This is a genomic window from Microbacterium sp. Ru50 (assembly GCF_002920555.1).
Classification (GTDB): Bacteria; Actinomycetota; Actinomycetes; order Actinomycetales; family Microbacteriaceae; genus Microbacterium; species Microbacterium arborescens.
The window spans coordinates 53,865-65,941 of sequence record NZ_PQSV01000007.1; the positions used below are offsets into that span (position 1 = coordinate 53,865).

At 71.0% G+C, this 12,077-nt stretch carries 12 protein-coding genes; 7 read left to right on the top strand and 5 right to left on the bottom strand.

The window, feature by feature from the left end:
* Positions 1-2: 2 nt before the first annotated feature.
* The 5 genes from C3481_RS15635 (at position 3) to C3481_RS15655 (ending at position 7,593) form a co-directional block, all read left to right on the top strand.
* The gene (locus C3481_RS15635) at positions 3-947 is read left to right on the top strand and encodes a carbohydrate ABC transporter permease (protein ID WP_023955747.1); all 945 of its coding nucleotides are present in this window, start codon (positions 3-5) and stop codon (positions 945-947) included.
* Between the two features lies 1 nt (position 948).
* Positions 949-1,800: a carbohydrate ABC transporter permease gene (locus C3481_RS15640; protein WP_103843260.1), complete on the top strand. Its 852-nt coding sequence runs from the start codon at positions 949-951 to the stop codon at positions 1,798-1,800.
* A 26-nt stretch (positions 1,801-1,826) separates the two neighbouring features.
* Positions 1,827-4,856 (top strand): glycoside hydrolase family 38 C-terminal domain-containing protein, encoded by a 3,030-nt coding sequence (locus C3481_RS15645; protein ID WP_103843262.1) that lies wholly within the window; start codon positions 1,827-1,829, stop codon positions 4,854-4,856.
* 213 nt (positions 4,857-5,069) lie between these two features.
* Positions 5,070-6,866 (top strand): ribonucleoside triphosphate reductase, encoded by a 1,797-nt coding sequence (locus C3481_RS15650; RefSeq protein ID WP_088380600.1) that lies wholly within the window; start codon positions 5,070-5,072, stop codon positions 6,864-6,866.
* A gap of 1 nt (position 6,867) precedes the next feature.
* Positions 6,868-7,593: an anaerobic ribonucleoside-triphosphate reductase activating protein gene (locus C3481_RS15655; RefSeq protein ID WP_103843264.1), complete on the top strand. Its 726-nt coding sequence runs from the start codon at positions 6,868-6,870 to the stop codon at positions 7,591-7,593.
* A gap of 27 nt (positions 7,594-7,620) precedes the next feature.
* Here the strand turns inward: C3481_RS15655 and C3481_RS15660 are convergent, their stop codons facing one another.
* The 3 genes from C3481_RS15660 to C3481_RS15670 are packed head-to-tail and all read right to left on the bottom strand — an operon-like array spanning position 7,621 to position 9,567.
* A complete protein-coding gene (locus C3481_RS15660) occupies positions 7,621-8,217 on the bottom strand; it encodes a CbiQ family ECF transporter T component (RefSeq protein WP_103843266.1) in 597 nt (198 codons plus the stop codon).
* 25 nt (positions 8,218-8,242) lie between these two features.
* Positions 8,243-8,929: an energy-coupling factor ABC transporter ATP-binding protein gene (locus C3481_RS15665; RefSeq protein ID WP_103843268.1), complete on the bottom strand. Its 687-nt coding sequence runs from the start codon at positions 8,927-8,929 to the stop codon at positions 8,243-8,245.
* Positions 8,926-9,567: a biotin transporter BioY gene (locus C3481_RS15670; RefSeq protein WP_088380603.1), complete on the bottom strand. Its 642-nt coding sequence runs from the start codon at positions 9,565-9,567 to the stop codon at positions 8,926-8,928. The genes C3481_RS15665 and C3481_RS15670 overlap by 4 nt, the downstream gene beginning before the upstream one ends.
* Before the next feature lie 51 nt (positions 9,568-9,618).
* On the opposite strand from C3481_RS15670, the gene C3481_RS15675 reads away from it, so the two are divergent.
* A complete protein-coding gene (locus C3481_RS15675; RefSeq protein ID WP_064955554.1) occupies positions 9,619-10,269 on the top strand; it encodes a TetR family transcriptional regulator in 651 nt (216 codons plus the stop codon).
* On the opposite strand, the gene C3481_RS15680 is transcribed toward C3481_RS15675, so the two are convergent.
* Positions 10,205-10,609 carry a DUF2809 domain-containing protein gene (locus tag C3481_RS15680; protein ID WP_103843270.1) on the bottom strand — a complete coding sequence of 135 codons (405 nt, stop codon included), beginning with the start codon at positions 10,607-10,609 and terminating at the stop codon, positions 10,205-10,207. The genes C3481_RS15675 and C3481_RS15680 overlap by 65 nt on opposite strands.
* Complete coding sequence (locus C3481_RS15685) at positions 10,606-11,496, bottom strand: NUDIX domain-containing protein (protein ID WP_103843272.1); 891 nt, start codon at positions 11,494-11,496, stop codon at positions 10,606-10,608. The genes C3481_RS15680 and C3481_RS15685 overlap by 4 nt, the downstream gene beginning before the upstream one ends.
* Positions 11,497-11,589: 93 nt before the next feature.
* Between C3481_RS15685 and C3481_RS15690 the strand changes: the two genes are divergently transcribed.
* A complete protein-coding gene (locus tag C3481_RS15690) occupies positions 11,590-12,009 on the top strand; it encodes a GNAT family N-acetyltransferase (RefSeq protein WP_023955768.1) in 420 nt (139 codons plus the stop codon).
* The last annotated feature ends 68 nt before the right edge of the window (positions 12,010-12,077 follow it).

The following is a 12,077-nucleotide window of genomic DNA, read 5'->3' on the forward strand; positions in this document are numbered from 1 at the left end:
CGATGACCGCGACCGCCACCGTCACCACCGGCGGGCGGCACCGTCCGGGCCGGGACATCACCTCCCGGTCCGGCCGGTCGGCCGGCCGTGCCGCCGCACGACTGCTCCCCCTCCTGCCCGCGGTGCTCCTGCTGCTGGCGTTCATGCTCGGGCCGATCGTCTATGCGCTGTACGGCTCGCTGACCGACCGCGCGATGACCGGCCCGCGCGCCGCGAACCCGCAGTTCATCGGGCTCGACAACTACACGGCCCTCTTCGCCTCGGGAGAGTTCTGGCTCTCTCTCGGGCTCACGGTCGTGTTCGTGCTCGCGTCCGCCGTGATCGGCCAGAACGTCCTCGGGATGCTGCTCGCCGTCCTCATCCGCAGCTCGGTGAAGCCCCTGCGCTCGATCGTCGGCGGTCTCGTGGTGCTCGCCTGGGTGCTGCCCGAGATCGTCGCAGCCTTCGCCCTGTACGCCTTCTTCCAGACCGACGGCACGCTCAACACGTTCCTCGGCTGGTTCGGCCTCGAGGGCACGAGCTGGCTGTACTACTTCCCGATGCTCGCGGTGATCCTCGCGAACATCTGGCGGGGCACCGCCTTCTCGATGATGGTCTACAACGCCGCGCTGTCCGAGGTGCCGCCGGAGCTGATCGAAGCGGCGACGATCGACGGCGCGGGAGCTTGGCAGCGGTTCATCCGCGTCACCCTCCCCGTCATCCGCCGCTCGATCTCGACCAACCTGCTGCTGACGACGCTGCAGACCCTCGGCGTCTTCACGCTCATCTGGGTCATGACCGGGGGCGGCCCGGGAACGCAGTCGTCGACGTTGCCGGTACTCGCGTTCCAAGAGGCGTTCAAGTTCGCCCAGGTGGGCTACGGCACCGCCATCGCGGTCGTGACGCTCCTGATCGGCGCGGTCTTCTCCGCCGTCTACATTCGCATCCTCAAACCGGAGGTCGACTGACATGGCCACCATCGCCACCTCCGTCTCGGCGCCGCGGAAGCGGGCCCAGACCGTGCTGTCGTCGGTCATCCTCGCCGCGATCGGCGTGCTCTTCCTCGTTCCGCTGCTGTGGATCGTGTTCGCCTCGTTCGACGGCGACGCGAAGGTCACGATGAAGGTGCCCGACACCTGGACGCTCGAGAACTACACGCAGGTGATGACGTGGGAGCTCACGTTCCAGCCCCTGCTGAACTCCATCCTCGTCTCGCTCGGAACCGCCGTCATCACCGTCGTCGTCGGCGTGCTGGCGGCCTACCCGCTCTCGCGCTACGCGATGCGGTTCCAGAAGACCATCATGTACGCGATCCTCTTCGGTACCGGACTGCCGATCACCGCCATGATGGTGCCCGTCTACGCGCTGTTCGTCTCGTTCGGCCTCCTCGACTCGGTCTGGGGCGTCATCGTCTTCATGGCCGCGACATCCCTGCCGATGGCGATCTGGATGCTGAAGAACTTCATGGACTCCGTGCCGATCTCGCTCGAGGAGGCCGCCTGGGTCGACGGCGCCGGATCGATGCAGGCCCTCGCTCGCATCGTCATCCCGCTCATGCGCTCGGGCATCGGCGTCGTGTTCATCTTCGTCTTCACGACCGCGTGGGGAAACTTCTTCGTCCCCTTCGTCCTGCTGTTCACCTCGTCGAAGTTCCCGGCCGCGGTGTCGATCTTCAACTTCTTCGGGCAGTACGGCTCGATCGCCTACGGCCAGCTCGCCGCCTACTCGGTGCTCTACGCCGCACCGATGGTGGTGCTGTACGTCCTCGTCCAGCGCTTCTCCGGCGGGGCGTTCGCGCTCGCCGGCTCCGTCAAGGGCTGACCCGCTCCTCCCTCGAAAGGCCCCTCATGCACGACCGCTCCGCCCTCGCGCTGCTGCGCATCGACCGCTTCATGCGCGAGCGTCTCGCTCCGGCGATCCACCGCGCCTCGCATCCGCTCTCGGTCACCGCCTGGGACGCGCCGGGCGAACCGGTGGCCTTCGAGGAGGCACGCGCGGGCGAGTACCGCCCGATCGACGTCGGCCAGCCTTGGGGACGCCCGTGGGGGACGACCTGGTTCCGCGTCACGGGCGACGCGCCGGCCGACTGGTTCGACGACGGCCAGCCGATCCCGGGGACGCGGGCCGAGCTCGTCGTCGACCTCGGCTTCACGACCGGACAGGCGGGCTTCCAGTGCGAGGCGATGGTGTGGTCGGTCGACGGCCGGCCGCTGCGCGGTATCGCGCCGTTCAACAACGCGGCGGCCGAGGCGGTCCCGCCGGGCGGAGCGATCGACGTCTTCGTGGAGGGCGCCTCCAACCCCGACGTCGGGAGCATCTTCACCTTCGCGCCCACGCCGGTCGGCGACCGGGCGACGGCCGGAGAGGACCCCGTCTACGTGCTGCGAACGGTCGACGTGCGACTGCGCGACCTCGAGGTCACGGCTCTGCTGGCCGACACCTCGGCGCTTCGGGGACTCGCGGCGCAGCTCGACCCGGCGTCGGCCCGCCGTGCCGACATCCTTCTCGCCTTGGAGCGGATGATCGACGTCGTCGATCCGCACGACGTCGCGAGCACCGCGGCTGCGGGCCGTGCCGTGCTCGCTCCCGTTCTCGCGGCTCCGGCCTCGGCGAGCGCGCATACGCTGCACGCCGTGGGGCACGCCCACATCGACTCGGCGTGGCTGTGGCCGGTGCGTGAGACGGTGCGAAAGGTCGCGCGCACGTTCTCGAACGTCCTCTCGCTCATGGACGAGGACCCCGACTTCGCCTTCGCCGCGTCGTCGGCGCAGCAGTACGCGTGGGTGAAGGAGTTCTACCCCGACCTGTTCGAGCGCATCCGCGCGCGCGTCGCGGAGGGCCGGTTCGTGCCGGTGGGCAGCATGTGGGTCGAATCCGACACGAACCTGCCCGGCGCCGAGGCTCTGGCCCGGCAGTTCATCGCCGGCAAGGGGTTCTTCCAGCGCGAGTTCGGCATCGACACCCCCGAGGTGTGGCTTCCCGACTCGTTCGGCTACAGCGGCGCCCTCCCGCAGATCGCGAAAGCGGCGGGCGCGCGCTGGTTCCTCACGCAGAAGACCTCGTGGAACGAGACGAACCGGATGCCGCACCACACGTTCCGGTGGGAGGGCATCGACGGCACGCGGCTGTTCACCCACTTCCCGCCGGTCGACTCGTACAACTCGGTCGTCTCGGCGGCCGAGCTGGCACACGCCGAACGCAACTACGCCGACAAGGGACGCGGCACCGTCTCGCTGCTCCCGTACGGCTTCGGCGACGGCGGCGGCGGACCCACCCGCGAGATGACGGCGGCGATCTCCCGCACCACCTCGCTCGAGGGCTCACCCCGCGTCGTTCACTCGACGCCCCGGCGGTTCTTCGAGACCGCCGAGGCCGAGTACCCCGAGCCGGAGGTCTGGGTGGGCGAGCTGTACCTGGAGTTCCACCGCGGCACCTACACGAGCCAGCTCGCCACGAAGCAGGGCAACCGCCGCAGCGAGCATCTGCTGCGCGAGGCCGAGCTGTGGGCGACGACCGCGACCGTGCGCACCGGCGCGCCGTATCCCGCCGACAGGCTCGCCCGCGTATGGGAGACGGTTCTGCTGCAGCAGTTCCACGACATCCTGCCGGGCTCGTCGATCGCGTGGGTGTACCAGGACGCCGAGCGCAACTACGCCGCCGTCGCTCGCGAGCTCGAGGAGATCATCGGCGACGCGTTGACGGCTCTGGCGGGCGCGCCCGAGCCGGGAGAAGCCACGCACGAGCTCCGGGTCAACGCGGCGCCGCATGCCCGCGGCGCGGTCGCGGCCCTGGGTGCCGCACCTGCGGCACCGGCATCTCGCGTGCGCCCCGAACGCTCGCCCGAGGGCTGGGTGCTCGACAACGGCATCGTGCGCGTGGTGGTCGACGATCGTGGCCTGATCGTCTCGGCGGTGGATGTGACGAGCGGCCGCGACAGCGTGCCGCCGGGCGCGGCATCCGCCCTGCTGCAGCTGCACCGAGACACCCCGACCCAGTGGGATGCCTGGGACGTCGACGTGCACTACCGGAACACCGTGACCGACCTCGTCGGCCTCGACGCTCTCGAGGTCGACGGCGACGAGCTCGTCGTCACCCGGTCGTTCGGCTCGTCGCGGGTCGCCGAGCGCATCGGGCTCGAGGCCGGGTCGCGGACCGTGTCGCTCGGGTTCGAGCTCGACTGGCACGAGTCGCAGAAGCTGCTCAAGCTCGCGTTCCCCGTCGACGTGCACACCGACAGTGCGACGTCGGAGGTGCAGTTCGGTCACATCGAGCGGAAGACCCACACGAACACGTCGTGGGATGCCGCCCGCTTCGAGACCGTCGCGCAGCGGTGGGTGCGCGTGGGTGAGCCCGGCTTCGGTGTCGCGGTGGTGAACGACTCCACGTACGGACACGACATCACACGGGCCGAGCGCTCGGCCGGCGGCGGCACGATCTCGATCGTCCGCCTGTCGCTCATCCGCTCGGCACTGTTCCCCGATCCCACGCAGGATCAGGGCAGGTATGCGCTGCGGGTCGGCATGGTCGTGGGTGCGGACGTCGAGGATGCCGTCGTCGAGGGCTATCGGCTGAATCTGCCCGAGCGGGTGGTGACGGGAACCGCATCTGTGATCGAGCCGATCGTGACGGCGGCGGATCCGGGGGTCGTCGTCGAGGCGGTCAAGCTCGCCGAGGACGGCTCGGGCGACGTCGTCGTACGGCTGTACGAGGCACTCGGCCGTCGTGTCGACACGGCCGTACGGCCCGGTTTCGCCGCGCTCGCGGTGGTTCAGACCGATCTGCTCGAGCGCGAGGCCACGGCATCCGCCCTCGTCGACGACGCCGTCCCCCTCTCCCTGCGCCCGTTCGAGATCGTGACGCTCCGCTTCGCCCGCTGACGACGCGCGCCCCGCGGCGAGTCGCCAGCTTCGGAGGATGTCGCAAACGTCGGACCGACGCGAACGATGAGTCCGATGTTCGCGACATCCTCCGCCGTTGACGCGGGCCCTGACGCGTATTTGTTCCGGCGCGCCACGCGCCCGCGGCACATCATGTAGTGGCTGAATCGAGGTCCGACCCCCATATCTGGGGAATCTCGTGAAGGGACTCACATGACCACGCGCTCCATCGTCGTCCGGACGACCGTCGACGAGTATCTGCAGAAGCACGACTGGCGCGTCAACGCGAACGCGAATCAGGGCTACAGCCTGGGCGGGCTCATCCTCAACGCCTCCGGCAAGCTCATCGCCAACTACTGGCTCGACGAGGTCTATGCGCCCGAGGCGGGCGCCGCGCACCGCGACGGCGACATCCACATCCACGATCTCGATGTCTTCGCCGGCTACTGCGCCGGGTGGTCGCTGCGACAGCTCCTCGAGCAGGGGTTCAACGGCGTGCCCGGCGCGATCTCGTCGGCTCCGCCGAAGCACTTTTCGAGCGCCCTCGGTCAGATCGTCAACTTCCTGGGCACCCTCCAGAACGAGTGGGCGGGCGCCCAGGCGTTCAGCTCGTTCGACACCTACCTCGCGCCCTTCGTGCGGCTCGACGGGCTCGACGAACCAGCCGTGCGCCAGGGCGTCCAGGAGCTCGTGTTCAACCTCAACGTACCGTCGCGGTGGGGTACCCAGACCCCGTTCACCAACCTCACCTTCGACTGGACCTGCCCCGACGACCTCGCCGACGAGCGCCCGCTCGTGGCCGGTCGCCTCGCCGACTTCACGTACGGCGATCTGGCGCCCGAGATGGCGATGATCAACCGCGCCTTCCTGTCGGTCATGACGGAGGGCGACGCCGACGGCCGGGCGTTCACCTTTCCCATCCCGACGTACAACATCACGAAGGACTTCGACTGGGATGCGCCGGAGGTCGACGCGCTGTTCGGGATGACGGCGAAGTACGGCCTGCCCTACTTCCAGAACTTCGTGAACTCAGACCTCGACCCCGGAATGATCCGGTCGATGTGCTGCCGCCTGCAGCTCGACCTCACAGAACTCCTCAAGCGCGGCAACGGTCTGTTCGGCTCGGCCGAGCAGACCGGTTCCATCGGCGTCGTCACCGTCAACTGCGCCCGGCTCGGGTTCGTGCACGCCGGCGACCGGGCCGGCCTGTACGCGCAGCTCGACCGACTGCTCGAGATCGCCCGTGACAGCCTCGAGGCCAAGCGCGCCGTCATCGGGCGCCACCTCGACGCCGGCCTCTACCCCTACAGCAGGCGGTACCTCGGCACCCTCGCGAACCACTTCTCCACGATCGGGGTCAACGGTCTCAACGAGGCGGTGCGCAACTTCACCGACGACGGGCACGACATCACCACCGAGGAGGGGATGCGGTTCGCCGCAGACCTGCTCGACCACGTGCGCGCGCGCATGGTGGAGTTCCAGGAGCAGACGGGGCACCTCTACAATCTCGAGGCAACCCCGGCCGAGTCGGCGACCTACCGCTTCGCCCGCGCCGACATCGCGCGTTTCGCGGGCATCCGTCACGCCGGCACGGCGGACAACCCGTACTACACGAACTCGTCGCAGCTGCCGGTGGCCTTCACCGACGATCCGTTCCTCGCGATGGAGCTGCAGGAGGGCCTGCAGCAGAAGTACACCGGCGGCACCGTGCTGCACCTGTACATGGGCGAGGCCGCCCCGACGGCCGAGGCGTGCAAGGCTCTCGTGCGCCGTTCGCTCGAGCGGTTCCGCATCCCGTACATCACGATCACGCCGACGTTCTCGATCTGCCCGCAGCACGGGTACCTGTCCGGCGACCACGCGTCATGTCCGCAGTGCCTCGCCGAATGCGAGGTGTGGACGCGGGTGATGGGCTACTTCCGCCCGGTCTCGTCGTTCAACATCGGCAAGCGCGGCGAGGCGGCCGAGCGGGTTTCGTTCTCGTACGACCGCGCCGCGCTGGTCGGGTGACGTGCCCGTCGTTGCGGGCCGCAGCGCAGCCGAGCTGCGCATCGCAGGGCTCTCGCGGTTCTCGACGGTCGATTGGCCCGGCCGCCTGGTGGCGACCGTGTTCCTCCAGGGATGCCCGTGGGGCTGCCGCTACTGCCACAATCCCGATCTGATCGATCCGCGCGGGCGCGGCAGCATGCCGTGGGAGGCGGTCGCCGCCTTCCTCGGCGAGCGCCGCGGTCTGCTCGACGGGGTGGTCTTCTCGGGCGGTGAGCCGACGATGCAACGGGCCCTCCCCGACGCGGTCGCACGGACCCGCGAGCTCGGGTTCGACGTCGGGCTGCACACGGGCGGCGCCTACCCGCACATGCTCGATGCCGTTCTGCCGGCGCTGTCGTGGATCGGCCTCGATGTGAAAGCGGGAGCCGACGACTACGCCCGGGTGACGGGCCGGGGTCCGAGCGGACGCGCTGCGCTGCGCTCGCTCGACCTCGTGCTCGCCGCCCAGCGCGAGCGCGCCGCCTCGCGGCATCCGCTCGACGTCGAGGTCCGCACGACGGTGCACCCCGACCTCATCGACGACACCCGACTCGGTGATCTCGGCGAGCTGCTGGCCGACCGCGGTGTGCGGCGGTGGGCGATCCAGCGGTTCCGCGCGACGGGCAGTCGCTGCCCCGAACCGGAATCGCCGCCGCTGCGGCTCGACCGCCTACCGCGGGAGAGGTTCGAAGGGGTCGAGGTGAGATGAGGCGTGGCGGCGTCATCACGGCGAGCCTCAGCGCACGCCCCGCGCGGTGAGGGCGTCGCCGAGCTCGTCGGCGTGCTTCAGCGCGAGCACGATGAACGCCAGCGCGGAGGAGCGGATGCCGCCTCTCGCGCCCCGGGCACGGTGCGCCTCGCTCACGTCGCGGGCGATCCGGGCGAGGTGCGGAACGGATCCGAGCGCGACGACGAGGAGGAGGGAGATGCGCTCGGGGTCGGCGCCGATCGCCCGAGTGGGACCGAGGGCACGCTCGAAGAGGTCGAGCAGCGCGGCGACGGGGGTCGTCAGCGCCAGCAGCGCGGCGAGCAGGATCGCGGCCAGGATGCGCACGGTCCCGATGACGGCCGGCTCGATCCCGAGGAAGATGAGCTGACCGGCGAGCGCGACGATCGCGAGCCAGCGCAACGCCCAGATCTGTCGGACCAGCTCGCGCCAGCCTGTTCCGGGAACGGCGTAGCAGGCCAGGCACAGGCCCGCGGCGGCCATCGCGGTCGCCGGCGCTGCGGGAAGCAACGACACCGTCATCACCAGGCCGAGGATGAGCACGGTCTTCGGCCCCGTCGGGAGCCGGTGCCAGCCGCGCGCGCTCGGCCGGTAGAGCGTCAGCATCGCGTCGCGGCCGGGCCGGTCGACGTCATCGCCACGTCCTCGCGTACGCGTCGACGACCGAGGCCGCGTCTCCCACGGCGACGACACGTCCCGCTGCGACGTGCACGCCGATTTCGCACCGTCGCGCGAGGTCGAGGTCGTGGGTCACGAGCAGCAGCCGGTGGCCGGCGTCGTCGAAGAGATGCCCCGCGATGAGGGCGGCGTTCCGCCCGTCGAGGAACGCGGTCGGCTCATCCGCGACGACGAGCTCGGGCTCGCGCACGAACGCTCCGCACAGCGCGAGCAGCTGCTTCTGCCCGCCCGACAGCTCGTGCGCGGGGTGGCCGCGAAGGCCGGTGAGGCCGAACCGTGCGAGCGCCCGGTCGACCCGCGCCGCACGGTCGGCGCGGGAGGCACGATCGCCGCGAAGCGAGAAGGCGACGTCCTCGGCGACCGTGGGCATGACGATCTGCGCGTCCGGGTTGCTGAAGACGATCGCGACACGGCGCCGCAGCTCGACAGCATCCCGCACCGGGTCGCAGCCGAGCACCCGAACCTCTCCCGACGTCGGTCGCACGAGGCCGCCGATGAGCCGCGCGAACGTCGACTTGCCCGATCCGTTGTCGCCGACCACCGCGATCGTGCGAGCGTCGAGGTCGAGCGTGAGGGGCTCCAGCACCTGCACATCGCCGAGTCGTACGGACGCGGCCTCGAGCCGGATGCTACCCGTCATGCCGAGGCGGAGCTCACGCTCGGCGCATCGGTCTCGACCCGGGCACTGCCACGCGGCGCCCACGTGCGCCGGAAGGCGCGGGGGTAGCCGCGCACGAGGGCTCCGACCACGAGCGTCGCGACGACGACCTTGACGATGTCGCCCGGCACGAAGGCGAGGTTCGCCAGCGCAGCCTGCTCGACCGGCAGACGCAGCACGAGGCTCTGGACCGGGATGCCGCACGCGTACACGACCAGCACACCGCCCACGAGGAGCCCGGCCGCGGTGCGCCACCACACGGGACGCCGGCCGCCGGCGTGGACGATGAGCCCGACCACCGCGGCGCCGACGAGCCAGCCGACGAGGTAGCCCGCCGTCGGACCGGCGAAGACCGCGATCCCGCCGCGGCCGCCCGCGAGGAGCGGCAGTCCGACGGCGACGAGAGCGAGGAACGTGCCGACCGAGGCCGCCCCGACGACAGGCCCGAGCACGGCACCCGCGAGCATCACGCCGAGGGTCTGCGCCGTGATCGGCACACCCCCGAACAGCGGGAACGACCCGGGCAGCCCGAGCACGGCGATCAGCGCCGCGAACACGGCGGCACGGGCGAGGTCGGTCGCATCGAGCGCGGCACGCGACGCAGGGATCGACGGGGTCATGATTCCTCCTGAACACCGTTCACGTGAACGGTGTTCAGGTAGAGTAGCCCCATGATCGCCGACGACTCAAACCGAGGGGGCCGAGCGACGCGACGCTCGCGGGACGACGTCGTCGACGCCGCTCTCGACCTGCTCGACCGCGTCGGGCTGCCCGACCTGTCGATGCGGCGTCTCGCCGATCATCTCGGCGTGCAGCCGAGCGCGCTGTACTGGCACGTCGAGAACAAGCAGCAGCTGCTCGCGGCCGTGAGCGCACGCATCCTCGGTCCGGTGAGCGCAGATCACGCCGACGGCGCGACCCTCGACGTCGCCGCGCGAGACGTCGCCGTGCGTCTGCACGACAGCCTGCTCGCCTACCGCGACGGCGCCGAGGTCGTCTCCAGCTCGCTCGCGCTCGGGCTCGTCGAGCCGCCCGCGCACGCACGGCTCCGCGCCGTCGCGCTCGAGCGCGGTGAGCCGGCCGCTCTCGCCGACACGATCGGCGACGCCATCACGCATTTCGTCGTCGGCTTCACCTTCCACCAGCAGCAGCGCCGCAGCGCCGACGCGTGGGGCGCGGCCTCCGGCGGCGTCGCCGCCTCACCCGAGCGCATCGCCGACGGCGACGACGACGGCTTCACCGCGGCGCTCGACCTGATCATCGCGGGGGCGACGACGGTGCTCGCCGGCGGCGCCACACAGCATCCAGCACCCCGGCGATGACGATCGTCACGACGTACACGAGCAGGTCGCGCGCGTCGAACACCGTTCCGAGCACCAGGACCGCCGGCGGGAAGACGGCGGCCGCCCGCGCGGGCAGATCGCTCAGCTGCAGCAGCTCGACCGCGATGCACCAGACACCGGCGACCGCCGCGACGACGACGGTTGCGGCACGGGGTGCGACAGCGACGACGAGGACGTAGATCATCACGGCATACAGCGCGTCACCGGCGATGTCGGTCGCCGCGGTGTCGGGCAGGATGCCGTGGACGACGAGTCCCGCCGTGACGACCGCGACAGCCAGCGCGGCCGCACCCCAGCGCCGAGCGGCGGGGCCGGTCACAGGCGGTCGCGGAGCCACGACGTCGAGACCGCCCGGGCCCCCACCGCCTCGACGCGAGCGCGCAGCTCGCGGTCCGACGTCACGACGCTGACCCGCTCCCCCGCGGCCAGGGCGGCGGTGGTCGCCTGGACGATCGCATCGTCGCCGGAGGCCGGGGCGCGAGTGAGCTCGACCCCGGCGGGGGCGGCGACGTCGCGGGCCTGCCCTTCGACGACCGCCACCACGCGCGGGAACCAGATGTCCTCGGGAAGCTCCAGGCCCGCGGCATCCGTCCCCCGCTCGGCCAGCGCGGCCACCCGGGCGAGCAGCCGATCGGCGGCTCCGGCGCGGTCGCGCCACCAGCCGTCGGGGACCGAACCGACCACGTTCGCGACGTCCACGATGACGGTCGGACGCACCGAGAGCAGGCTGCGCAGCCGCGGCCAGGATGCCGCGAACCCGGGATGCAGCGGGAACGACTCGACCTCGTCGAGGGGAACCCACGCGAGCTCGCGACTCTCGGGATCGCTGATGACCGGGTGGAAGGGCGTCGTGACGTCGGCCACGAGGGTGCCGTAGGTCCACACGCCGACATCGAGCACCGACAGGAACCGCGGCGCGACGGCATCCGCGGGAACGCCGGCCTCTTCGGCCGACTCGCGCAGCGCTCCCTCGCGCGCGGACTCCCCCGCGTGACGCGCACCGCCGGGAAGACCCCAGGTGTCGCCGAAGTGGCTCCACGACACCCGGTGCTGCAGCAGCACGCCGCGCTCCGGGTCGACGGCCAGCAGACCCGCGGCACCGAAGCGCCCCCAGTACCGCTCCCCCGACGGCGCGACGACCCAGGCGTCGCCGGGATCGCGCGGGCCATGTGGCGGGCGCGGGGCGTCGGCGGGATCGTCGGTCATCCTCACAGCCTGACACAGCCGGGGTCCGCGGGCTCGTGATTGGCATCGTGTTACCAGCGGGGTCTCCTCGCCGCTGCGACGCACAATGGGGACGTGGAGTACGAGATCGATGATTCCCCCGCCCGCATCCAGCGCGACGTCGTCTGGCGCTGGCTCTCGTCCGAGGCCTATTGGGGCCGCTGGCGCGAACGCGCCGTGATCGAGGCACAGCTCGACACGGCCTGGCGTCTCGTCGGGGCCTACCGCGCCGACACCGGCGAACAGATCGGCTTCGCCCGTGCCGTTTCGGACGGCGCGAGCTTCGCCTACCTCGCCGACGTATTCGTCGTCGCCGAGCACCAGGGCGCCGGCGTCGCGCACCGGATCCTTCGGCGCATGATCGATGAAGGCCCCGGCCACGACTTCCGCTGGACCCTCTTCACGCGCGACGCGCACACCCTCTACGCCGAGTTCGGTTTCGAGACGCCCGACGAGACCGCGATGGTCCGCCGTGCGTCCCCCGCCAAGCGCTGAGCCCGCTCCCCGCAGCACCGCCAAGCGCTTCACCTGGCGGTTCGCGCCCCCAAAACTCGCGCCTGGGG

Bases quoted from the DNA above. Each gene is read 5' to 3' on its own strand.
- C3481_RS15635 (WP_023955747.1), top strand. From the start codon at position 3: ATGACCGCGACCGCCACCGTCACCACCGGCGGGCGGCACCGTCCGGGC.
- C3481_RS15640 (WP_103843260.1), top strand. From the start codon at position 949: ATGGCCACCATCGCCACCTCCGTCTCGGCGCCGCGGAAGCGGGCCCAG.
- C3481_RS15645 (WP_103843262.1), top strand. From the start codon at position 1,827: ATGCACGACCGCTCCGCCCTCGCGCTGCTGCGCATCGACCGCTTCATG.
- C3481_RS15650 (WP_088380600.1), top strand. From the start codon at position 5,070: ATGACCACGCGCTCCATCGTCGTCCGGACGACCGTCGACGAGTATCTG.
- C3481_RS15660 (WP_103843266.1), bottom strand. From the start codon at position 8,217: ATGCTGACGCTCTACCGGCCGAGCGCGCGCGGCTGGCACCGGCTCCCG.
- C3481_RS15665 (WP_103843268.1), bottom strand. From the start codon at position 8,929: ATGACGGGTAGCATCCGGCTCGAGGCCGCGTCCGTACGACTCGGCGAT.
- C3481_RS15670 (WP_088380603.1), bottom strand. From the start codon at position 9,567: ATGACCCCGTCGATCCCTGCGTCGCGTGCCGCGCTCGATGCGACCGAC.
- C3481_RS15675 (WP_064955554.1), top strand. From the start codon at position 9,619: ATGATCGCCGACGACTCAAACCGAGGGGGCCGAGCGACGCGACGCTCG.
- C3481_RS15685 (WP_103843272.1), bottom strand. From the start codon at position 11,496: ATGACCGACGATCCCGCCGACGCCCCGCGCCCGCCACATGGCCCGCGC.